At 76.8% G+C, this 21,241-nt stretch carries 22 protein-coding genes and 1 riboswitch; of the genes, 10 read left to right on the top strand and 12 right to left on the bottom strand.

The window, feature by feature from the left end; translation table 11 throughout:
* Window positions 1-117: 117 nt before the first annotated feature.
* Genes LPA54_RS00600 through LPA54_RS00590 form a run of 3 tightly spaced genes read left to right on the top strand, consistent with a single transcriptional unit; the run spans window position 118 to window position 3,673 of the window.
* Window positions 118-1,392 (top strand): lycopene cyclase family protein, encoded by a 1,275-nt coding sequence (locus tag LPA54_RS00600; protein WP_228973042.1) that lies wholly within the window; start codon window positions 118-120, stop codon window positions 1,390-1,392.
* Window positions 1,389-2,120 (top strand): class I SAM-dependent methyltransferase, encoded by a 732-nt coding sequence (locus LPA54_RS00595; protein WP_228973041.1) that lies wholly within the window; start codon window positions 1,389-1,391, stop codon window positions 2,118-2,120. The genes LPA54_RS00600 and LPA54_RS00595 overlap by 4 nt, the downstream gene beginning before the upstream one ends.
* A complete protein-coding gene (locus LPA54_RS00590) occupies window positions 2,117-3,673 on the top strand; it encodes an FAD-dependent oxidoreductase (protein WP_228973040.1) in 1,557 nt (518 codons plus the stop codon). The genes LPA54_RS00595 and LPA54_RS00590 overlap by 4 nt, the downstream gene beginning before the upstream one ends.
* Window positions 3,674-3,806: 133 nt before the next feature.
* Here the strand turns inward: LPA54_RS00590 and LPA54_RS00585 are convergent, their stop codons facing one another.
* From LPA54_RS00585 to LPA54_RS00560, 6 genes are all read right to left on the bottom strand, one after another.
* Window positions 3,807-4,811, bottom strand: a complete 1,005-nt coding sequence (locus tag LPA54_RS00585) for a DUF5914 domain-containing protein (protein WP_228973039.1) — start codon at window positions 4,809-4,811, stop codon at window positions 3,807-3,809.
* A complete protein-coding gene (locus LPA54_RS00580) occupies window positions 4,808-5,809 on the bottom strand; it encodes a phytoene/squalene synthase family protein (RefSeq protein WP_228973038.1) in 1,002 nt (333 codons plus the stop codon). Before LPA54_RS00580 ends, LPA54_RS00585 begins: the two co-directional genes overlap by 4 nt.
* Window positions 5,796-7,430 carry a phytoene desaturase family protein gene (gene crtI / locus LPA54_RS00575; protein WP_228973037.1) on the bottom strand — a complete coding sequence of 545 codons (1,635 nt, stop codon included), beginning with the start codon at window positions 7,428-7,430 and terminating at the stop codon, window positions 5,796-5,798. Before crtI ends, LPA54_RS00580 begins: the two co-directional genes overlap by 14 nt.
* On the bottom strand, window positions 7,427-8,710 hold the full coding sequence (locus LPA54_RS00570) for a polyprenyl synthetase family protein (protein WP_228973036.1): 1,284 nt from the start codon (window positions 8,708-8,710) through the stop codon (window positions 7,427-7,429). Before LPA54_RS00570 ends, crtI begins: the two co-directional genes overlap by 4 nt.
* A 149-nt stretch (window positions 8,711-8,859) precedes the next feature.
* Complete coding sequence (locus tag LPA54_RS00565) at window positions 8,860-9,744, bottom strand: SDR family oxidoreductase (protein ID WP_228973035.1); 885 nt, start codon at window positions 9,742-9,744, stop codon at window positions 8,860-8,862.
* 218 nt (window positions 9,745-9,962) lie between these two features.
* Window positions 9,963-10,319 carry an alpha-amylase gene (locus tag LPA54_RS00560; protein ID WP_228973034.1) on the bottom strand — a complete coding sequence of 119 codons (357 nt, stop codon included), beginning with the start codon at window positions 10,317-10,319 and terminating at the stop codon, window positions 9,963-9,965.
* A gap of 190 nt (window positions 10,320-10,509) precedes the next feature.
* Here LPA54_RS00560 and LPA54_RS00555 point away from each other — a divergent pair, with 190 nt between their 5' ends.
* Both LPA54_RS00555 and LPA54_RS00550 read left to right on the top strand, forming a co-directional pair.
* A complete protein-coding gene (locus tag LPA54_RS00555; RefSeq protein WP_228973033.1) occupies window positions 10,510-10,803 on the top strand; it encodes a hypothetical protein in 294 nt (97 codons plus the stop codon).
* A gap of 532 nt (window positions 10,804-11,335) precedes the next feature.
* Entirely contained in the window at window positions 11,336-12,343 is a 1,008-nt protein-coding gene (locus LPA54_RS00550; protein ID WP_228973032.1) for an isopenicillin N synthase family oxygenase, read from the top strand.
* A gap of 23 nt (window positions 12,344-12,366) precedes the next feature.
* Here LPA54_RS00550 and LPA54_RS00545 read toward each other — a convergent pair whose 3' ends face one another.
* Window positions 12,367-13,194, bottom strand: coding sequence for an MBL fold metallo-hydrolase (locus LPA54_RS00545; RefSeq protein WP_228973031.1), 828 nt, complete (start codon window positions 13,192-13,194; stop codon window positions 12,367-12,369).
* 366 nt (window positions 13,195-13,560) lie between these two features.
* On the opposite strand from LPA54_RS00545, the gene LPA54_RS00540 reads away from it, so the two are divergent.
* A complete protein-coding gene (locus LPA54_RS00540) occupies window positions 13,561-14,580 on the top strand; it encodes a lactonase family protein (protein WP_308112784.1) in 1,020 nt (339 codons plus the stop codon).
* A gap of 100 nt (window positions 14,581-14,680) precedes the next feature.
* On the opposite strand, the gene LPA54_RS00535 is transcribed toward LPA54_RS00540, so the two are convergent.
* Both LPA54_RS00535 and LPA54_RS00530 read right to left on the bottom strand, forming a co-directional pair.
* Entirely contained in the window at window positions 14,681-15,160 is a 480-nt protein-coding gene (locus tag LPA54_RS00535) for a C40 family peptidase (RefSeq protein ID WP_228973030.1), read from the bottom strand.
* A 3-nt stretch (window positions 15,161-15,163) separates the two neighbouring features.
* Window positions 15,164-15,347: riboswitch (cyclic di-AMP (ydaO/yuaA leader) on the bottom strand.
* A gap of 236 nt (window positions 15,348-15,583) precedes the next feature.
* On the bottom strand, window positions 15,584-16,000 hold the full coding sequence (locus LPA54_RS00530; protein ID WP_228973029.1) for a VOC family protein: 417 nt from the start codon (window positions 15,998-16,000) through the stop codon (window positions 15,584-15,586).
* A 206-nt stretch (window positions 16,001-16,206) separates the two neighbouring features.
* Here LPA54_RS00530 and LPA54_RS00525 point away from each other — a divergent pair, with 206 nt between their 5' ends.
* Window positions 16,207-16,893, top strand: a complete 687-nt coding sequence (locus LPA54_RS00525) for a hypothetical protein (RefSeq protein WP_228973028.1) — start codon at window positions 16,207-16,209, stop codon at window positions 16,891-16,893.
* 128 nt (window positions 16,894-17,021) lie between these two features.
* Here LPA54_RS00525 and LPA54_RS00520 read toward each other — a convergent pair whose 3' ends face one another.
* Both LPA54_RS00520 and LPA54_RS00515 read right to left on the bottom strand, forming a co-directional pair.
* The gene (locus tag LPA54_RS00520) at window positions 17,022-17,492 is read right to left on the bottom strand and encodes a hypothetical protein (RefSeq protein WP_228973027.1); all 471 of its coding nucleotides are present in this window, start codon (window positions 17,490-17,492) and stop codon (window positions 17,022-17,024) included.
* Complete coding sequence (locus LPA54_RS00515) at window positions 17,489-17,770, bottom strand: hypothetical protein (RefSeq protein WP_228973026.1); 282 nt, start codon at window positions 17,768-17,770, stop codon at window positions 17,489-17,491. Before LPA54_RS00515 ends, LPA54_RS00520 begins: the two co-directional genes overlap by 4 nt.
* Before the next feature lie 294 nt (window positions 17,771-18,064).
* Between LPA54_RS00515 and LPA54_RS00510 the strand changes: the two genes are divergently transcribed.
* Window positions 18,065-18,898: an aldo/keto reductase gene (locus tag LPA54_RS00510; protein WP_308112783.1), complete on the top strand. Its 834-nt coding sequence runs from the start codon at window positions 18,065-18,067 to the stop codon at window positions 18,896-18,898.
* Window positions 18,899-19,021: 123 nt separating this feature from the next.
* Entirely contained in the window at window positions 19,022-19,942 is a 921-nt protein-coding gene (locus LPA54_RS00505) for a hypothetical protein (protein WP_228973025.1), read from the top strand.
* 114 nt (window positions 19,943-20,056) lie between these two features.
* Here the strand turns inward: LPA54_RS00505 and LPA54_RS00500 are convergent, their stop codons facing one another.
* Window positions 20,057-20,542 (bottom strand): DUF6098 family protein, encoded by a 486-nt coding sequence (locus tag LPA54_RS00500; protein ID WP_228973250.1) that lies wholly within the window; start codon window positions 20,540-20,542, stop codon window positions 20,057-20,059.
* A 326-nt stretch (window positions 20,543-20,868) separates the two neighbouring features.
* Here LPA54_RS00500 and LPA54_RS00495 point away from each other — a divergent pair, with 326 nt between their 5' ends.
* Window positions 20,869-21,138 carry a DNA-binding protein gene (locus LPA54_RS00495; protein WP_228973024.1) on the top strand — a complete coding sequence of 90 codons (270 nt, stop codon included), beginning with the start codon at window positions 20,869-20,871 and terminating at the stop codon, window positions 21,136-21,138.
* The last annotated feature ends 103 nt before the right edge of the window (window positions 21,139-21,241 follow it).

Genomic DNA, 21,241 nt, shown 5'->3' with positions numbered 1-21,241 from the left:
AGACCCCGCCCGTGCCGCGGGGGCCTGCCCTGCGGTCCGTGCCCCCCGCACCGCGGGCGGCGGACGACGGCGGGTGCCGTGCCGCGCCGTCCCGGCCCTCGCCGGGCGGCGCGCGCGGTGAGCGGCGGCGCGCGCGGCGGCACTCGCGGCACTCCGGACACCGGGCCGGACGGCGTGGTCATCGTGGGCGGCGGCGCGGCGGGGCTGAGCCTCGCGCACTGGCTGACGAAGACCGGCCACAGCCCCGTGACGGTGGTCGAGGCGCCGGACGGCCCGCTGCGCCCGACCGAACGCACCTGGTGCTACTGGGACGAGGGGCCGGGCGAGTTCGACGAGGCGGTCCTGGCCTCCTGGCCCCTGCTGCGGATCCACGGCCGGGACGGCGGCGCCCTGACCGCCGACCCGGCGCCGCTGCGCTACCGCATGCTGCGCTCCGCGGCCTTCGAGGCGCTGGTCCACGCCCGCCTCGACCGCCACCCGGGGGCGCGCGTGGTCCGCGCGACCGCGCACACCGTGCGGGACGTGCCGGGCGGGGCGGAGGTCCGGTGCACGGCGGCCGACGGGCGGGAGCTGACCCTGCGGGGCCGCTACGCCTTCGACTCGCGGCCGCCCCGACGGCTGCCGCCCGCCCGTACGACGCTCCTGCAGCACTTCCGCGGCTGGTTCGTGCGGACCGCCGCCCCCCGCTTCGACCCGGGCGTCGCCGACCTCATGGACTTCCGCGTGCCGCAGCCGCGCCACGGCCTGGCGTTCGGGTACGTCCTGCCCCTCGCGCCCGACCGCGCCCTCGTGGAGTACACGGAGTTCTCCCGCGCCCCGCTCGGCACCGCCGCCTACGAGGCCGCCCTCGGCCACTACACCCGCGAGGTGCTGGGGCTGGGCGCGCTGCGCGTGGAGGCGGCCGAGCAGGGCGTCATCCCCATGACCGACGGGCGCTTCCCCCGGCGGACCGGCGCCGCCGTGTTCCGCGTCGGCACAGCCGGGGGCGCCACCCGCCCCGCGACCGGCTACACCTTCGCCGCGGTGCAGCGGCAGAGCCGGGACGTGGCGCGGGCGCTGGCCGAGGGGCGCGACCCCGTGCCGCGCCCCCACGGGCGCCGGGCGCTCGCCATGGACGCCGTGCTGCTGCGGGCCCTGGACACCGGCCGCGTCGACGGGCCCGACTTCTTCACCGGGCTCTTCCACGGGGTGCCGACGGAACGCCTGCTGCGCTTCCTCGACGGCGCCACCTCCCCCCGGGAGGAGTTCGGCATCGGGCTGCGCACCCCCGTCGGGCCGATGCTCCGCACCGTCGCCGAGCTGCCCTTCCTGCCCCGGCGCTCCTCCACCGGGCTGCCCTTCCCGCCCCGCCGCACCACCGTCCGACCGCCATCCGGAGAGAAGCCCCTATGACGCTCCTGCGGGACAACGACCTCGCCACCGCCTTCGACCGCGCCGCCCCCGCCTACGACCGTCTGACGGCGGCCAACCCCGGCTACCACGCCGACCTGCGCCGTTCCGCGCGGCGCCTCGCCCTGCCCGACGGGGGCGCCGGACTGCGGGTCCTGGACCTCGGGTGCGGCACGGGATCCTCGACGCGCGCCCTGCTCGACGCGGCGCCCCGCGCGCGGATCACGGCCGTCGACGCGTCGGCGGGGATGCTGCGCCGCGCGCTCGCCAAGACGTGGCCGGACAACGTGCGGTTCCTGCACCTGACGGCGGAGGAGGTGGCCGCGGCCGCCGGCGAGGCCCCGTACGACGCGGTCTTCGCCGCCTACCTGTTCCGCAACGTGACCGACCCCGACGACGTGCTGACCTCCGTGCGCGCCCTGCTGCGCCCCGGCGGGCGCCTCGCGGTGCACGAGTACAGCCTCAGCGGCTCCCCCGTCCACCGGGCGCTGTGGAACGCGGTCTGCCGGGGAGTGATCATCCCGGCGGGCACCCTCACCGGCGACCGGGCGCTCTACCGTCACCTGCGGCGCAGCGTCCTCGACTTCGACACCGCGCCGGCCTTCGCGGCCCGTCTCGCCCGCGCCGGTTTCACCGGTGTGCGCACGCTGCCGGTCGCGGGCTGGCAGACCGGGGTGGTCCACACGTTCCTCGCGCGCGGTGGCCGGACGGACGCGGCGGCCGCCCGATGAGCCCGACCGGGGAGCGCGCCGCCCGCCGGGGCCGGGACCGCAGGGCGCAGGTGCTCCTGCCCGCGCCCGGGCGGGAGCGCTGCGCCGGCGACGGGCCGCGCGCCGCCGTCGTCGGCGGCGGCATCGCGGGCCTCGCCGCGGCGACGGCGCTCGCCGAACGCGGCGTCCGCGTCACCCTGTACGAGCGGGAGGACACCCTCGGCGGGCGGGTCCGCGGCTGGCGCACCCGGTTGGCGGACGGCTCCGAGGTGACGATGAGCCGCGGCTTCCACGCCTTCTTCCGCCAGTACTACAACCTGCGCGGGTTGCTGCGGCGGACCGACCCGGGGCTGTCCCGGCTGGTCGGGCTGCCCGACTACCCGCTGCGCCACAGCCGGGGCGTGACGGACGGTTTCGCCCGGGTGCCGCGCACTCCCCCATGGAGCGCGATCGGCTTCGCCGCCCTCAGCCCGACGTTCCGCGCGCGGGACCTCACCGCCCTGGACGCCCGGGCGGCGCTCCCCCTGTTCGACGTGCGGGTGCCCGAGGTGTACGAGCGGTTCGACGGCGTGAGCGCGACGGAGCTGCTGCGGCGGATCCGCTTCCCCGAGGCCGCCCGCCACCTGGCGTTCGAGGTGTTCTCCCGCAGCTTCTTCGCCGACCCGCGGGAGCTGTCGGCCGCCGAGCTGATGGTGATGTTCCACATCTACTTCCTCGGCTCCTCCGAGGGCCTGCTGTTCGACGTGCCGGACGATCCGTACCCGCAGGCCCTGTGGGAGCCGCTGGGCCGGTACCTGGACGGGCTCGGCGCCGAGGTGCGCACCGGCGCGCCGGTGCGCGGCGTCCGCGAGGTCGAGGGCGGCGGCTTCGTCGTGGAGGGCGAGGGGACGGCCGACCGCCACGAGGCGGTGGTCCTCGCCCTGGACGGCGGCGGGCTGCGGCGGCTCGTGGCCGCGTCGCCCGGCCTCGGCGGGGACGGGTGGCGCGGCGACGTCGCCGCGCTGCGCGACGCGCCGCCGTTCCTCGTGTCGCGGCTCTGGCTGGACCGGCCCGTGCGCCGGGACAGGCCGGGCTTCCTCGGGACGAGCGGCTACGGCGGCCTGGACAACGTCAGCGTCCTGGACCGCTGGGAGGGCGAGGCCGCCCGCTGGGCGGCGCGCACCGGCGGGTCGGTGGTGGAGCTGCACGCCTACGCCGTCGACCCCGCCGACGAGCCGAAGCGGGTGCAGGACCGGCTCGTCGGGCGGCTGCACGAGGTCTACCCGGAGACGCGGGACGCGCGGGCCGTCGACGTCCGGCACGAGTGGCGGGCGGACTGCCCGATGTTCCCCGTCGGCACCTACCACCGCCGCCCGGAGGTCCGCACGGGCCGGCCGGGGCTCGTGACGGCGGGCGACGCGGTCCGCTGCGCCCTGCCGGTCGCCCTGATGGAACGGGCCGCCACCACGGGCTTCCTCGCGGCCAACACGCTGCTCGCCGGCTGGGGGGTGCGGGGCCAGGTGCTGTGGACCGTCCCGCGCGCGGGCCGCTCACCGGTGCTGCGCGCCCTGGCCGCCCTGGGCGGACGCGGCTGACCCGCCCCGGCCTCACCCTGGCGGGACCGGTCGCGCCCGCCCGAGGCAGCCGGCAGCGGGCCCGCCCCGGGAAGCGGGCGGCGGTTCACCCCGGGAAGCGTGCGGGCGGCTCACCTGGGAGGCGAGCGGCGGCTCACCCCGGGAAGCGGCCCGTGCTGCGCAGGGCCCAGCGCCGCTCGGCGTAGGCCAGGTCGTCGCGCCACAGCCGGCCGGCGGCCCGGCGCACGAGGGGCCGCAGCAGCGGGGCGGTGGCGCGGGCCAGCGCGAAGCCGCGCCGGTCGGAGGCGGCGACGACCGCCTCGACCACGGCGGTCCGCGGGGCGGCCGACCCCTCGGCGGTGAGCGGCGTGGCGTGCGTCTCCACCACGGACGTCGCCCCCTCGCCCTCGGTGATGTGCATGACGACGGTGCGGGGTTCGGGCGCGGTGAACTCCGCCCGTACCGGTACGACCAGCCGGCCCGCGACGCGGAACGAGACGTCGACGGCGAACGCGTCCTCCCCCTCGCCGCGCGGGACGTCCACCACGCGCAGGTCGACGAACGAGTACGGGTGGAACCAGGAGCCGTGCCACGGGTCGAGCCGGTTGGCGACCACGTCCTCCGGCTCGCACCGGCCCACGGCGGTGAACACCGTGTCCACGCCGACGCCGGACGCCGGGCGCACCGGGACGACGGGGCGCTCCAGCGGCTCCTCGCCGCCCGCCCGGTCCAGGCGGACCCACACGAGCACCCCGTCGTCGTGGACCGGGTAGGGCTCCCAGCCGGCGGACGGCCCGCCGTCCAGGGCGAGTCCGTGCCAGTGGCACACCAGCGTCCCGCACACGACGCGGCTGTCCCGCAGCGGGGCGCCCAGGTGCGGGCAGGCGCCCGGCCCGGCCCGCAGCTCACCGGAGGGCGACCGCCACAGGACGACCTCGACGCCGGCGACGGTCCTGCCGTACGGGCGGCCCGGGGCGACGTCCCGTGAGGCGCCGACGACGAACCAGTTGCCGGAGGGCCGCGCCGAGGCGCGTTTCAGTGCCTCGGCGATGAGTGCGGGCTTCGCCTCCCGCCACGTGGGCCGCTGCTCCTCCCACCCCGGGCCCCGGCGGATCCGCAGCGGTGACGTCCATCGCGTCCCGTCCCTGGCGTCGCTCATCGGCCGCACCGCTCCCGTTCCGTCCGTCCTGCGTGTGCCGGCGCCGCCGGGGGGCGCGGCGCCAGCCGTGCGTGTACCCGTGCGCCGACGACGTGCGCCAGTCCGGCGACCGCCGCGGCCGCCCGGCGGCGGCGCGGCACCACCGAGCGGCGGTGCAGCACCGCGTAGCCGTCCTCGGCGATGGCGTCGAGGATGCCGCCGTACAGGGTGCGGGCCGCGAGGATGCAGGGGCGTACCCGCGGGTCGAGCATGGCGATGCCGGGTTCCGCCTCGCGGTACACGGACCGGGTCAGGGCCTCGGCGGCGGTGAACGCGGCGCGGATGCGGGTGTCGCGGCGCCCGGTGCGGCGGCTCCACTCCAGCAGCGGCCGGTCGACGCCGTGGGCGGCGAGCAGGTCCGCCGGCAGGTAGACGCGGTCGCGGTCCAGGTCCTCCCCCACGTCGCGGAGGAAGTTGGTGAGCTGGAACGCCACGCCGAGGGCGGCGGCGTGCGGCGCCGCCTCCTCGCGGGGGGCGACGGTGCCGAGCACGGGCAGCATCTGGAGCCCGATCACCGCCGCCGAGCCGTGCATGTACGCGCGCAGGTCGGCGTAGGTGGGGTAGTCCGTGACGCTGAGGTCGCTGCGCATGGACGCCATGAAGTCGGCGAACAGGCGGTGGTCGATGCCGTACCGGTCGGCGGTGTCCGCGACGGCGCGGACCACCGGTTCGTCGCCGGCGCCGCCGCGCAGGCCGTGCGCGAGGTCGTCCTCCAGGTGGCGCAGCAGCCGGTCGCGTTCGCAGGGGGCCCGGCCGCGGTCGAGGTCGTCGACGATGTCGTCGGCCCACCGGGCGAAGCCGTACAGCGCGTGGACGGCGGAGCGTCGTTCGAGGGGCAGCAGCCGGGTGGCGAGGAAGTAGGTCCGGCCGTGGCGGGCGTTGAGCTGCCGGCACCGTGCGTACGCCGCGCGCAGGCCGGGGTCGGTGACCCCGGCGGCGTCCAGTTCACGACGGGTCATCGGCGCTGCCTTTCGGGGAGGGCGAGACGGCGCTCGCGCGGGGCGCGGGGGCTCCGGTACCGGTGCCCGAGCGCGCGGCGTTACCGGCGGTGGGGCGTGCGCCCGCTCCCCCTCCCGCCCGGCCCCGGGGTGCGGCGGCGTGGCCGCCGGTGACGCGGGCGGCGGCGAGCTTGCCGCTGACGAGCACGGTCGGGACGCCCACGCCCGGTGTGGTGCCGCACCCGGCGAGGACGACGTTGTCCCAGCCGCGTACGAGGTTGCGCGGCCGGAACGGGCCGGTCTGCGCGAACGTGTGGGAGACGGAGAACGGCGTGCCCGCCGCGTGGCCCTGCGCGGTCCAGTCCAGCGGCGTGACCAGCTGCTCCCGCTCGACGGACGCGGCGAACCCGTCCAGCCCCCGCCGCTCCAGTTCGGCCACGAGGCTGTCGCGGTAGCGCGGTCCCAGGCCGTGCCAGGACTCCGCCGCGGGACCCGTCGTGGTGTTGGGGCAGGGGGCGAGGACGTAGTGCAGGTGGCGCCCTTCGGGGGCGAGGGACGGGTCGTGCGTCGTCGGCCGGGTGATGAGCAGCGACGGGTCGCTCATGAGCGTGCCCCGGCGCGTCAGCTCGTCGAAGGTGCCCTCCCAGGCCGCGCCGAAGGAGATGGTGTGGTGGGCCAGTTCGGGCCAGGTGCGGTCGGTGCCCGCGTGGAGGACCACCGCGGACGGCGAGTGCCGCAGCCGTACCGGCCGGCGGGGCGCCCGCCCGAGGAGCCGGTGCGCGACGGGCAGGTCGGGGGTGAGGACCACGGCGTCGCAGGGGACGCGCTCCCCGGTCGACAGGTGGACGGCGCTCGCGCGCCCCGCCGAGCGTTCCAGCCGGGTCACCTCGGCCGACCAGTGGAAGCGGGCGCCCGCGTCGGCGGCGGCGTCGGCCATCGCCCGCGGCAGGGCGTGCATGCCGCCGCGGGGGAAGTACACGCCGGCGACGGTGTCCATGTAGGCGATGACGGCGTACGCGGCGAGGGCGCGGGCGGGGGCCACGCCCGCGTAGAGGGCCTGGAAGGAGAAGACCCGGCGCAGGCGCTCGTCGGAGAGGAAGGAGCCGATGCGGGGGGCCAGCCGTCCGAAGCCGCCCAGTGCCGCCAGCCGGGCCAGGTCGGGGTGGAGCAGGGAGAAGGGCGAGTCGAAGTTCGCGTCGATGAAGCGGCGCATCTGGACCCGGTACAGGCGTTCCAGCCAGCTCCTGAGCCTGCGGTAGCCCTCGGCGTCGGCGGGCCCGGCGAAGCGCCGCACCTCCGCCTCCATGGCGTCGGCGCCGGTGTGGACGTCCAGCGCGGAGCCGTCGGCGAAGCGGGCGCGGTACGCGGGGTGCAGCGGCAGCAGTTCGACGCGCCGGTACAGGCTGTCGCCGACGGCGGCGAACGCCTCGTCGGCCAGGTCGGGCATGGTCAGCACGGTGGGTCCGGTGTCCAGCCGGTAGCCGCCGAGCTCCTGCCGGCCCGCGCGGCCGCCCGGGCCGGCGTCCCGTTCCACGACGGTCACCCGCCGGCCGGCGCCCAGCAGGTGCAGCGCGGCGGCGAGGCCGGACAGCCCCGCTCCGACCACGACGACGTGGTCGGTCGGTCCGGGCACGGTCCTCATGCGGTCCCCTCCGTGTGCGCTGCGTCGGTCGGTACGTCGGGCGGTGCGTGGGTCGGCGCCTCGGCCGGTACGCGGCCCGGGGCGGCGGCCCGTGCGCGGGTGGGTGCCCCGGTCGGTATGCCGGCGGCCGGTACGGGGCCCGCCGGTACCGGTCCGACCGCCGCCCGCACCGACGCGGCGAAGTCCTCGCGCGCCGCCGCCCCGGCACCCGAGGCGGCGAAGTGGCGCAGGCTCAGCGCGGCGAGCTCGCCGATCCGCGCCTCCACGGCGGCGCGGGCCCCGGTGCGCTCCATGGCCGCGCGCATCCGGGCGACGCCCTCGTCGCCGACGTCACCGGCCGGGGGCCGCAGGGCGGCGACCGCCTCCGTGTCCCCGGCCGCCTCGGCGAGCGAGGCGGCGACGGCGAGGAGGTAGGTGAGCTTGCGTCCGCGCAGGTCCTCGCCGGTGGGCTTCCCGGTCACCTCGGGCTCCCCGAAGGCGCCCAGGAGGTCGTCGCGGAGCTGGAAGGCGAGGCCGGCGCACCGCCCGGCGGAGCGCAGCCCGCCCAGGACGGCGTCGTCGGCGCCGGCCAGCGTGGCGCCGAGGGCGAGGGGGCGTTCGACGGTGTACAGGGCGCTCTTCAGCACGGCGATGACGACCGCGTCCCCCACACCGGACGCGCCGGTCGCCTGGGCGTGGATGTCGCGGTACTGGCCGGCGACCATCTCGCCGCGCATCGCCCGCCACTCGGCGTGCAGCCGCCGCGGGTGGGGGGTGGCGAGGGCGGTCTCGGCCAGCAGGTCGTCGGCCCAGGCGAGGGCGAGGTCGCCGGCGAGGACGGCGGCCGCGGTGGAGAAGGCCCCGGGCGCGCCCCGCATGCCGCCCGTGTCGTGCAGCCGGGCGTACTCGGCCTGGACGGAGGGCGCGCCGCGCCGCATCGGGGACCCGTCCATCACGTCGTCGTGGACGAGGGCGCACGCCTGGAGCAGTTCCAGGGCGGCGCCGGTCCTCAGGACGGCCGCGGGGTCGCCGCCGCCGCCGGCGGCGCGCCACCCGCACCACAGGAACGCCGTCCGCAGCCGCTTCCCGCCCCGCTGCACGAACGCGGCGACACGGCCCGCGACGTCCCGGGCGAAGACCGGGTCCATTTCGCGGGCCTCGCGCAGCCGCCCGCCGAGGTGTTCCGCGAGGACCGCCTCGACGGCCGCGGCGGCGTCCCGCGCCGAGCGGGGCTCCTCGCGCGCACCACCCGCGCCGGCCCGGCCGTCGCCGCCGGGCGCGGTCGTCCGGGTGCCGAACATGCGCAACCCCCTTCGCTGTGACGTCGTCGCCTGCACACCCCGTCCTTCCGCGCGCGGCACGGGAACGGATGCGCTCATCCCTGCCCGGTACGGCGCGCTGCCGGGATACGGCTCACCGGGATGGCCGACAGGGGGGCCGTTCCGGCCGGTCAGCCGGCGGTGGGGCGGTGATCCGCGGTGTCGGCCCTGCCGCCCGGTCCGAGCAGGCCCGTCGGCTCGAAGGGCTGCCGGGCGGCGAGGCGGGGCAGTTCCCTGCGGGAGAGCGCCGTGACCACGGGCGGCATGGCGGCGCGGACGAGCTGGGTGGCCCGCAGCCAGGCCGGTACGTAGACGGCGGCGCGGCGCCGTTCGATCGCGGTGACCAGCCGGCCGGCGACGTGGTCGACGGGGTACACCTTGCGGGCCGGGGGCGGCATGTGGCCGCGCAGCTCGCGCAGGACGGCGTGCGCGTCGACGTCGCGGACCATGTCGGTGTCGGTCCAGTTGATGTAGGCGATGCCCACCCCGACGCGGCGGTGCGCCACCTCGGCCCGCAGCGCGTGGGCGAACGACTCGACGCCGGCCTTGGAGGCGCAGTAGGCGCTCATCATCGGCGCGGCGCCGATCGACGCGAGGGAGGCCACCTGGAGGAAGTAGCCCCGCGTCGCGTACAGGGCGGGGAGGTGGGCGCGCGCGGTGGCGGCGCTGCCGACCAGGTTCACCTCGATGACGCGCCGCCAGACGGCCGGGTCGGACTCGGCGAAGGGGCCGCCCTCGGCGACGCCCGCGTTCGCGACGACGACCGACGGGGGGCCGAACCGCTCGGCGATCTCGGCGGCCACCTGTGCCATGCGGGCGTCGTCGGTGACGTCGACCTCCCAGCAGGAGGACTCGCCCGGCAGCCGGTCCCCCACCCGGGCGAGGGTCTCCTCCTCGCGTCCGAGGAGCGCCACCCGGGCGCCGCGTTCGGACAGGAGGCGGGCGAGGGCGGCGCCGAGGCCGCGCGCCGCTCCGGTGACGACGGCGGTGCGTCCGTACAGCGGGCTCACCGGCACGGTCCGGGCGGCGCCCCTCACGCCGGGCCCCGCCCGGGCCGGCCGGTCGAGGGGCCGGCGGGGGTGCGGGCCGCGGCGGTGCGGTGGTCCATGGGGCGCCTCCCTGCGGCGACGCGGCCGTGGTCGGCCGTCGTGTCGACGCTAGGCGCACCGGCGCGGCCCGGCGCGGGGCCGTGGGCCCATCGGGTGACGGCCAGGGCCCCGCCGGACGGGTCCGGTCAGCAGGCGGCGACGTACGCGACGTGGCCGTGCCGGCCGGTGTAGCCCTCGCCGACCGTGCTGGTGGTGCCGGGCCGCACGGTGTGGCAGAGGCCCTCGGCGCCGTCCTCGTAGACGACCTTCACGTCGAGGGTCGTGGCGCAGTCGTTGGCGACCTGGGTGTAGCGCCAGCTCTGCCAGTGGGTCACGCACGGCGCGGCGGGCTCGGCGGAGGCGGGCTCGGAGGCCGTGGGGGCCGCGGCCGCGATGGGCGGGGCCAGTACGGTCGCCGCGGCCAGCAGGGCGCCGAGTCCCGCGCCGAGCGCCGTCCGTGCCGCGCGGGCCGTCCGTGCCGCGCGTCGGGTCTGGGCGTTCATGGGAGGGTCCTCTCGGTCGGTGGTGGTGACGGCCCCAGGCTAGGAGCCGGGAATGCGCCCGTGTTAACGGTACGTATCGCCCCTGTAACACTTCGTGCAACATTGAACCGCCCCTGCCCCGGCGGGCGGGCGGCGCACCGGCCGCGGCACCCGGCCGTGTCCTGAGCGGGGGTGGGGCGTTGATCCCGGTATGACCAAGACGCAGCGCGTTCTCGCCGCCCTCGCCGTCGCCGCCGGGGCCACCGCCCTGGCCGCGCCCTCCGCGCACGCGGCCCTCGTCCCCGCCCCCGGCCCGCAGGGCCCCTCCCTGCTCAGCCAGGTCGACGACCTCGCGGTCAGCGGCATCGACCCGCGGTACCGCTCGCAGGTGCCGCGGATCATGGACCAGTTCGGCGGGCTCAGGGGGGTCCAGGAGCTGGGTCAGCTCCGGCAGGTCATCGCCCCGGTGGCGCCGGCGCTGGGACTGGTCCCCGGGATCGGCTGAGCCTCACCCGTCCCCTCCCCCGGCGCCACTCGGCGCGGTGGGCGAGACGCCCCGTGACACCCGTCGCGGGGCGTCTCGCCGTACGGGCCCGTCCGCACGCGCGCTCGCCGGCGGCGGTCCGGGCGCGGCCACGGCACGGCGGGCGGGGGCAGGGCGGCGGCCCGTACGCGCCGCTCACCGTCCTGTTCCGGCCGTCGCGCCCCTGCCCGCGGGACGGCACCGGGGCGGGGTGCCGCTCGGCGACGCGGGGCCGGAACCGCCCCCGCTGTGGCGGACGTCTCCCCGCCGTCCCGATCACCCCGCGCTACGCTGTGCGGGTGACTCTTCTCGTGATGCGCCGCCACGTGGACTACGCGCGCGTCACGACCATGAGCTGTCTGCGCCAGGACTGATCTCTCCCCTCTCCACCGGTCCTGCAGCGGACGCACGTCTTCCGGCACACCCACGCCGGCACCTTCCGTACGCCGCTATCCCGCCATCATCGGGATGTGGGGCCTCGTCACACTCGAAACGGAAGGCCACCATGCCGGCCATGACTGCCGCCACCACCCGCTCGCTGCCCGTCATCGACCTGTCCGCGGCGGACGACCCGGCGACCCGGGGCGCGTTCCACCGGGACCTGCTCGCCGCGGCCCGAGACGTCGGGTTCCTCCACCTCACCGGCCACGGCGTCCCGCCCGGGGAGACGGCCCGCCTGATGGAGCTGACCAGGGCGTTCTTCGCTCTCCCGGAGGCCGATCGGCTGGCGCTGAGCAATCTGAACTCGCCCCACTTCCGGGGCTACACACGCGTCGGGCACGAACTCACCGGGGGCCGTTCCGACTGGCGCGACCAGCTGGACGTCGGCGCCGAGCGCGCGCCCGTCCCCGTGGGCCCCGGCGACCCGGCCTACCTGTGGCTGGAGGGCCCCAACCAGTGGCCGTCGGCGCTGCCGGAGCTGCGTACGGCGGTCCTCGGCTGGCAGGACCGGCTCGCCGGGGTGGCCCACCGGCTGCTGCGGGAGCTGCTCACCGCCCTGGGCGCGCCGGCGGACTTCTTCGACGGGGCGTTCGCGGACCGCCCGCACCTGCACACCAAGCTCATCCGCTACCCCGGGTCGGCCCCCTCCGGGGCGGACCAGGGCGTCGGCGCGCACAAGGACTACGGCTTCCTGACCCTGCTCCTGCAGGACGAGGTCGGCGGCCTCCAGGTCCGCTCCGGCGACGGCTACCTGGACGTGCCGCCGCTCCCGGGCGCGTTCGTCGTCAACCTCGGCGAGCTGCTGGAGATAGCGACCGACGGGTACCTCTCGGCGACCGACCACCGGGTCGTCAGCCCGCCGGGCGCGGTCGAGCGCTTCTCCGTGCCGTTCTTCTACAACCCGCGGCTGGACGCGGTGGTCGAGACGGTCCCCGGCGCCTACCTGGAGCACGCGCCGGGCCTCGCCCAGGACGGCGCCAACCCGCTGCACGCCGAGTACGGCCGCAACGAGCTGAAGGGCTGGGTGCGCGCCCACCCCGAGGTGGCCCGGCGCCACCACCCGGAGCTGGTCGCCGGCTGACCGCACCGCCCGGGTGCCCCGCTTCACGCCGCCGGTGCGCCTCCCTGAGGGCGTACCGGCTCGAAGCCGGCGAGCATCCGCTCCAGCGCCTCCTGGTCGGGCCCGACGAACGGGTCCGCCTCGGGCGCCCTGCCCAGGGTGTCCAGCATCCGCCCGGTGATGCCGACAGCGGGCGGCAGGTGCACGGAGAGCACCGTCTCGGGGTCCATCTCGCGAAGCGGCCGGAGCCCGGCCAGGAACCCGTCCCGGTCCACGATGTGCACCCACGGGCTGTCGACGGTCGCCCAGAGCAGTTGCGCGCCCTCCAGCTGGTCGGCGTCCAGCGCCCCGGCGTCCCCGCTGTCGGCCAGCTCGGAGGTCGGCATGGGGCCGCCGAAGCAGTCGGAGCTGAAGCACGTGCGGGAGCGGTCGTCGTAGAAGCCGACGGTCGCCGGATTGTCGAAGAGCGGCGGACGGAAGGCGTACAGGGTGCGGTCGCCGACGTCGAGGGACTGCCCCGGGTTCAGCAGGAAGACCCGGCTCGTGGGCAGCGGCCGCTCGGTGGACATGATCCCGGCGCCGATGTACGTGGTGACGACCCGCGCGTCCGGGGCGGCCTCCAGCAGGTCGAAGAGCCCGCCGGTGTGGTCGCGGTCGGGGTGGGTGAGCCAGATCCAGCGGACGTCGACCGGGTCCATCACGGAGCCGAGCCGGGCGAGGAAGTCGCGGTCGGGGAGCCCGAGTCCGGTGTCGACGACCACGGGCTCACGGGCGTGCAGGACGAACGCGTTGACGGTGAGGAAGCCCATTCCGGGGACGGGGAGCGAGTCCCCGAGGACGGTGATGTCACGGCCGACCCTGTGTGTGGTCATGGCGGTGCTCCATTGCCCCCCGGGGGGTGAACGCTCGCGACCGCGGCCGGACCTCCGGTACGTCCATCATCGCGCCTGCCGGACCGCGCCCGCATCTCGCCCGGCCGGCGCCCCCGCGCCGGTCGTCGTACCGCCCGGAGGAGGGCTCCGGCGCGCGGCGAGCGCGCCGCCCGGTGACGATGGCGCCGTAGGACGACGAGGACGACGGAAGGGGTCACCGTGGGCGGCGAAGCACCGGCGGCAGACACGGGCGGTACGGACGGGACGGACGGGACGAGCGGCCGGACCGGGGGGACGGGCGGTGCGCGGGGCGGGGGTAGGGGCGGGGGGCCGGGCCGCAGGCGGGGCGGCGGGCGCTGGGCGTACATCGGTTCCTACACCTCGGGGGGCGGCCGCGGCATCACCGTGGCGGCCGTGGACCCCGGCGACGGGTCGCTGGCCCCGGTCGCGGTGGTCGACACGGCGCCGAACCCGGCGTGGCTGGCCCTCGACCGGGAGGCCGGGGTGCTGTACGCGGTGAGCGAGGCCGATCCGGGCGCGGTGACCGCCTTCCGGGTCGACGGGCCGCGGCTCACACCGCTCGGTCCGCCGGTGGGGGTGGGCGGCGCCGCGCCGACCCACGTGGGGCTCGCCGCTGGCAGGCTGTTGACCGCGAACTACGCCTCGGGGAGCGTGAGCAGCCTGCCGCTCGCGCCCGGCGGCGCCGTCGGCGGGCCGCCCGTGGTCCTGGCGCACGAGGGTTCCGGCCCGGATCCGGACCGGCAGGAGGCGCCGCACGCGCACCAGGTCGTCGCGGACCCGGGCGGCCGGTGGCTGCTGGGGGTGGACCTGGGGACCGACTCGGTCCGCGTCTGCGCGTCCGACCCGGACACCGGCGGCCTGCGAGTGCACGCGCGGACCGCGCTGCGGGCGGGCTCGGGGCCGCGCCACCTCGCCTTCCACCCGGACGGCGAGGTCGTCTACGTGCTGCACGAGCTGGCCCCGCAGCTGACGGTGTGCCGGTGGGACGGTACGTCAGGGGCGCTGGAGCCGCTCGCGGAGGTCGCGGTGGACGCCGACCCGGCCCCGGAGGGCGGCCGGCTTCACCCGTCGGTCGTCGCGGTCGCGGCGGACGGGCGATTCCTGTGGGTGGCCGTGCGGGGCAGCGACACCCTGCTCACGCTCTCTCTGGAGGACGGGGCGGAGAAGCCCCGTGTCGCGGGGAGCGTGGGCTGCGGCGGCGTGTGGCCGCGCGACCTGGTGCCCGACGCCGCGGGCCGCCGGCTGTACGTGGCCAACGAGTGGTCCGGCGACGTGACGTGGTTCGACGTGGAACCGGAGACCGGGCTGCCGCGCCCGGCCGGTGCGCTGGAGGTGCCGGCCGCGGCGTGCGTCGTCCTCGGCTGACCGGCCCTCTCGGGGCGGCCGCGCCGGGCGCCGGGACCCACTCGCGGTCCCGGCGCCCCGGCGTTCGGACGTTCGGGCGTCCCGGCGCCGGCGGTGGCCGTCAGCGCACGCGGCCGTAGTAGACCGCCTTGGACCAGATCTTCTCCTGCTTCACCACCGAACCGGCCTTCGGGGAGTGCCAGATCTTGTTGCTGCCGGCGTAGATGCCGACGTGGTAGACCCGCCCACCGGAGTGGAAGAAGACCAGGTCGCCCTTCTGGCGGCTGCCGGCCGAGATGCGGCGGGTCTTGTTGTACTGCTGCTGCGCCGTGCGAGGCAGCGTCTTGCCGGCCTGCTTGTAGGCGTAGAGCGTCAGCCCCGAGCAGTCGAACCGCTTCGGGCCGACGGCCCCGTACTGGTACGGGGAGCCCTTCTTCGAAGCCGCCACGTTGAGCGCCTTGGTGGCGGGCGCGGGTGCCGCGGCCTCCGCTTGCGGGGCGACACCGGGGGCCAGGAGCGAGCCGCAGACTGCGGCGATGGTGAGAGCCGAGACCGTACCGGTCCTGGACAGCACGGACGGGACATGAATCTGCGCGGTCATGCGCAACCCTTCGTCATCCGCCTGCGAAGGATGACCTGTCGGGTTCGGGCTGGCGAAGTTGCCCGGCCGCTGACGCGGCTTCACCCCAAGGGACGGCCGTGGTGCACACGTCCCGTACTGCTGGGTCCTCCACTCCTGCCGATTCACATCTGTCGACCAGTCATCCGGGCAGCGGCAGGACTCGGCGTCCGCCCGGACCGCCCCGCCACGGCGGCGAGGGCTTGTCGTCGTCACGGATCCTGACCCATGTCGAGCCGAAAGATCGAACAGATTCGGCTTTTTGTGAGACTCCTCACCGCCCACCCCTTCCCGGCATTACGGGTGTTTCCGGACGGGGCGTCATGGCGTGAAACCCCCTGCGAGCAGGGCGATTCGCGGCGGAATCACCCCTTCCGGAAAGCTCGGCCGCCGCGGCCGGGGAGGTCAGGCCGACGCGGGGCTCCCGGCCGTCCCGAGGTAGTCGGCACGGCCGTCGTCGTCGTCGACCTCGAACGGGCCGGGCGGGATCACGCAGAACTCGTTGCCCTCCGGGTCGGCCATGACGAGGAACCCGCCGGCCGCGTACTCCCGCAGATGACGGCCGCCCAGGGCCTCGATCCGCCGCCGCGCGGAGGCCGGGTCCGCCGCGGCGACATCGAAGTGGACGCGGTTCTTCCCCGGTGTGGGCGCCGCCACTTGCTGGAAGCCGACCCCGGGCCCCGGCCCCCGGGTGAGCCAGACGTACGGTCCGGTCCTGGCCGCGACGGGGCGGCCGAGGAGCTCCGCCCAGAAGGCGGCGACCCGTTCGGCGTCGACGCAGTCGATGATCAGGTCCTTGATGGCAAGGTGAGTATCGGTCACCCGCTCATGGTCGCAAGGTCCGTTCGATTCCGGCCGGTCCGGTGACGCCGTCCTTACGCGAACGCCGGCGGCGTGCGCCCCCGTTCGCTTCCGTGACCCGCGGAGCGGGACCTTTTCGGCCTGCCGGCCGGGACCTACCCTCTGCGGGCAGCGGGGCCACACGCGCCGACGGGCGGGGCGGCACACGGGTGCGACGGGGAGGGATCGTGGAGCGTTTCCTCAAGCGGTTCGGACGGCGGCGCGGGGGCGCGCCGGGCGGCGGGACCGGCCGCCGAAGGCCGGGCGGGCCGGGGCCGGACGCCGTGGGGGAACGTGGGGCGGACGAGGCGCTGGTGCGGGAGGTCGCGGCCCTGGTGATCGGACAGGCCGCCCCGCACGAATCGGTGGCCTTCCACGCCGAGAGCACGGCCTACTTCGCCGACCCCGAGGGGACGCTCGACGCGGCGCGCGCACGCTCGATCCGGATGGGCGCCGGCCCGGAACGCAGCTGCGGGGCGGCCGAGCCGGTGGAGACGCTCTCGCCGTACGCCCTCGCGGTGGTGGGCGCGGTGCTCCGGCCGATGGTGGAGGACCTCGTCCGGTCGGCGGCCGTGCGCGACCTCGCCGGGGCGCGCGCAGCGGTCCGGGGCCGGTGGGCACGGACACGCTCCGAGCCGGACGGCACCACCGGCACGGACGCGGCGGACGCGGCGGGGAGTCCTGAGGCGGCGGATCCGGGTGGGGCGGGCCGTCCCGACGCGGCGGCTGTCGCCGCCGCCCTGGAGCAAGCGGGGCATACGCGCCGCCGGGTGTGGCAGGCGGCGTACGACGAGGGGCTCCGGCTGGGCCTTGACGACCGGGGCGCCCGGCGGCTGGCCGACGCGCTGGCGGAGGGCCTGGACGACCGGCGCTGAGCGGGCGCGCGCCATGCGCGACCGGCCGCACCGGGGGGCGGTGCGCATGTGCCGCCGCGCGGGTGACGGGGCGGTCGAAGGGCCGTACCGAAGCGGCCGGGTCGATGTCGCGGGCCGGCCCGCCGGGGTCAGGGCGCGGAGGGTCCGGGTCCGCCGGGAAGCCGGACCAGTTCGTACAGGTCCCCGGCGTCCGGGTCGCCGACGTACCGGTACAGGACCAGGGTCAGCGTCCCGCCCCCGCCGTCCGACCAGGTGCCGACGAGGGACGCCTTGTCGACCCGCGGCGGGTGGTACTCCGTCAGGAGCCCGGTGCGGATCGCCATCCCGCAGAGGGCATGGGCGCACACCACCAGGAGCGTCCCCCACAGCGCCACCGTGCCGACCGACCCGCGGCGCCGCAGTCGGCTCAGCAGGGCCGCCGCGGTGATGGCCACCGCCGCGAGCGCCCAAATACCGAAGTAGCCCGCCGGGCCCCGGGCACCGGTCACGGCGGCCCCCGCGGCGGCGGGCGGCAAGGCCACCGCGGAGGCCACCGGTGGCACCCACCGCCAGGACTGGCGGCCGCCGGTCCGGCGCCCCAGGGCACCGCTCAGCCTCACCACCGGCAGGACGAGCACAACCGACGCGACGAAACGGCGACCGCCCCGACGACGAGGAGGGACGGGACGGTCAGCGGCCCGCCGTCAGGGCCGCCGACGCGCGATTCCTGCGTCATCGCGTACGTGGACCCGATCACGGACGCCAGTGCCGCCGCCAGGAGCAGCACGGTCACCGAGACCGCCGGCCTCCAGCCGTGCCGACCGTCCTCGTCCATCCCGGCCCCCTTCGCGACGCCGCGGGCGGCGGCTTGTCGGGCGTCCACCGCGTCAGCGCCCATCCTGACAGGTGGTTGAACGCGTTCAATACGCGGGGTCCGGCACGGCACCGCCACGGCCACGGCCGCGACCGCCGCGCCCGTCCGGCGCACCAGCCCTCCTTCCGGCGGAACGCCCCGCAGGGCGTCCCTCCTGCGCGCGCCCGCCCCGCCGGCCTGTGACGGCCGGCCGGACGCCGGGGCGCGCGGACCGCCCGGTCGGCCCGACATGGAAAGCACCGATCCGGGAATGCGTCACCGCGTGTGATCGTTGATCCCCGGATGTACCGACCGATATGACGTAAGGATCGACCGCCCGTGAGCAAGGTCCCCTCCCTCATCCTGAACAACGGTGTCGCCATGCCGCAGCTCGGCTTCGGCGTCTGGCAGGTCCCGGACGACGAGGCGGCGAGCGCCGTGGGCACGGCCCTGGAAGCCGGTTACCGGAGCGTCGACACGGCCGCCGTCTACGAGAACGAACGCGGCACCGGACAGGCCATCGCCTCGTCGGGCATCCCCCGCGAGGAGCTGTTCGTCACCACCAAGCTGTGGAACAGCGAGCAGGGCCACGACTCCACGCTGCGCGCCTTCGACGCCTCGCTGGAGCGGCTGGGCCTCGACTACGTGGACCTGTACCTGATCCACTGGCCCGTCCCGGCGCTGGACGCGTACGTCGACACGTACAAGGCGTTCGAGAAGATCCTCGCCGACGGGCGCGCCCGCGCCATCGGCGTGTCGAACTTCCTGCCCGAGCACCTGGAGCGGCTGATCGACGCCACCTCCGTGGTCCCGGCCGTCAACCAGATCGAGCTGCACCCGCAGCTCGCGCAGGCCGAGTCCCGCGCCTTCCACGCCCGCCACGAGATCGCCACCGAGGCGTGGTCGCCGCTCGGACAGGGCAGGGGCCTGCTGGAGGTGCCGGCCGTCGCCGCCGTCGCCCGCAAGCACGGCCGCAGCCCTGCGCAGGTCGTCCTGCGCTGGCACCTCCAGCTCGGCAACGTCGTCATCCCGAAGTCCGTGACCCCCTCGCGCATCCGGGAGAACATCGACGTCTTCGACTTCGAGCTGGACTCCGAGGACATGGCGGCGTTCGCCGCCCTCGACGAGGGCAAGCGGCTCGGCCCCGACCCGGCCGAGTTCGACGTCCGCTGACCGAAACGCGACACACAATGACCGACGCTGACCGGTACTGACCGGTCGAACGGCACACGGCAGGGCGGGGCGGGGCGCGGCCGGTTCGCGCCCCGCCCCGCCCTACCGCGCAGGAAGGGCCCCATGGACATCGACCGAGACCCCGGGTTGGAACGCACCTGCCATGAGGTCGCCGCGCTCGCGCCGCGGTGGACCCCCGTCTCCGAGCGGGCCGCGTGCGGACTGTGGCGGCTGCCCCGGGCGGCGGAGGCCGTGGAGCGGGCCCTCGCGTCCGAGGACACGGCCCTGCGCGAGCGGGGCTGGGTGATGGTGCGCGCCCGCGTCGCCGAGGAGATCGACTCGGGGCGCGACTGGACACGGGAGGCGGCCCTGTGGCTCGCCCGGGGCTCGGCCTCCTGGGTGGAGTCGGCGCGGGTGACGGGCGACCTCTCCTGGCGGGCCCGGGCGGAGGGCCGCAGCGCCCTGCTCTTCCTCGGCGACGACCACGTGGCGTCGGTCGACCCCGGCGGCGCGTACGGCCGCGCCGTGTGGCACTGCTTCCTCACGACGCTCCGGTACGACTTCCGGTGCGCCGCCATCGAGGAGTTCTTCGGCCGCGGCCCCCGCGAGCTGCCCGACCTCGACCCGTACAGCGACGCCATGCGCGTCTTCGCCCTGCTGGGCCGCTCGCGCACCGAGGGGCTGCCGCTGCTGGACGCCGTCGTGGCCCGGGCGGGCGACGACGACAAGGTGGTCCATGCCCTGCTGCACGGCCTGTGGCTCGGGGAGGACCTGCCCGACCAGGCGGACCGCATGCTGCGCCTGCTGGACGCGCCGGCCTTCGCCGGGGGCCTCGACCCGGAGGCGCTGTTCCGCAAGGCGGGGGCGCTGCGCCGGCTGCGGCGGTACGGGCCGGCCCTGGAGGCCGTCCAGGAGGCGATCGACGGGCTGGACCCGAGCCAGGTGGTCGTGCACGCCGACTGCGTCCGCGAGCGCTCCCTCATCCTGGCGGAGCGGGACCTGTACGGGGCCGCCGGGGGGAGCGAGCGCGCCCCGGCCCGCTGACGGCCGGGCGACACCGGCGAGCGGGCGAGAGACAGCGGCGGGGGCGGCCCGGATCCCGGGCCGCCCCCGCGTCACCTGCCGTGCCCCCTGTCACATGCCGTGCCCCCCCCGCTCTCACGGCTCGCGGCGCATCGGTCCCCACGGGCGCCGCTGCCGCGCGACCTCCTCCTGCGCCTCCTCGATCACCGCGAGGTCGATCCAGCACACCGGCTCCACGTCCCGCACCAGTGGTTCGTTGTCCGGGCCCCGTGCCACCTCGCTGCCCCGCAGCGCCCAGGGGCGCACGTCGCCACCGCGCTCCTGGCGGAGGTGGCAGTAGTCGTAGAGGCGGCGCGCCACCCACAGGCGGACGGGGCGGGCCTCCCACCACGTCTCGATCGCCAGAGGGTTCGCCGACAGGCCGGGCATGGTGATCCCGGTCAGGTGGTCGACGCTGCGGCTGGTCCGCAGGTCCTCGGCAGGGCCCCGCGACCAGCGGACGTAGAGGGAGCCGTGACGCTCCAGGAGCTCGGCAAGCTCCGTCAGGCTCCTCACGTTCGGCAGCTCGGTCCGGCCGTCGTGCGCTGCCGTCGCCGTCGGCGGCGTCGCGGTCTCCTCCATGTGGCTCACGCTCCTCGTGGTACGGGACGAACGCCGCGTACCCCCGCGGACGGGGGTCGATTCCCCCGCTGAGCTGGGATGCTGCACCGGGTGCCGGACCCGGACCGTCCGGCGCGGGCGTGGCCGGGGCCGAGAGGGCCGCGAGGGACGGGAAGGTCGGCACGGCCCCGCGGAGGGCCGTGCCGGGTGCGGCGGGGCCCCGGGTTCGCCCGTTCGGCCGCGCCCTCCGCCGCCGGCGGTGCGGGCCGTGCCGGGCAGCGGTTAGCGTCGAAGGGCCCGCCCGCCGGTGGTGCGGCGGGCGGAGGACCCCACCCTGTTGTCGGAGCTTGGAGCTGCTTGTGGACAGGTCAGCGCTCGCGGAGGCCACGGCCCGCAAGGCGTCGGAACGCGGCGGCCAGGTGTCCGTCGACGACGTCGGGCGGGTCCTGGAGGCGCTCTTCGGCACGGTCGTCGACGCGGGGACCCTCGCCGAGGCGCTGCGCCGCGACCGGACGGTCAGCGTCATGGGATTCGGCAGCTTCCACCTCCAGGACGGGACGGCGGTGCTGCGCCCCGGCCAGGCGCTCAACGAGTACCTCAACGGCAGCCTCGACTGACGCGCCCGCCGGGCGCCTGGTCGGAACCCGCCACGCCCCCGGCCCTCCCCCGCCCCCGAGCCTCCGCCCCGCGCCCGGCCCAGGCGGCCGGGTGCGCGCGGCG

The organism is Streptomyces sp. DH12 (genome assembly GCF_020873895.1).
GTDB lineage: Bacteria > Actinomycetota > Actinomycetes > Streptomycetales > Streptomycetaceae > Streptomyces.
Note: the sequence above shows the minus strand (reverse complement) of the source record. Positions and strands in the feature narration are given on the sequence as shown.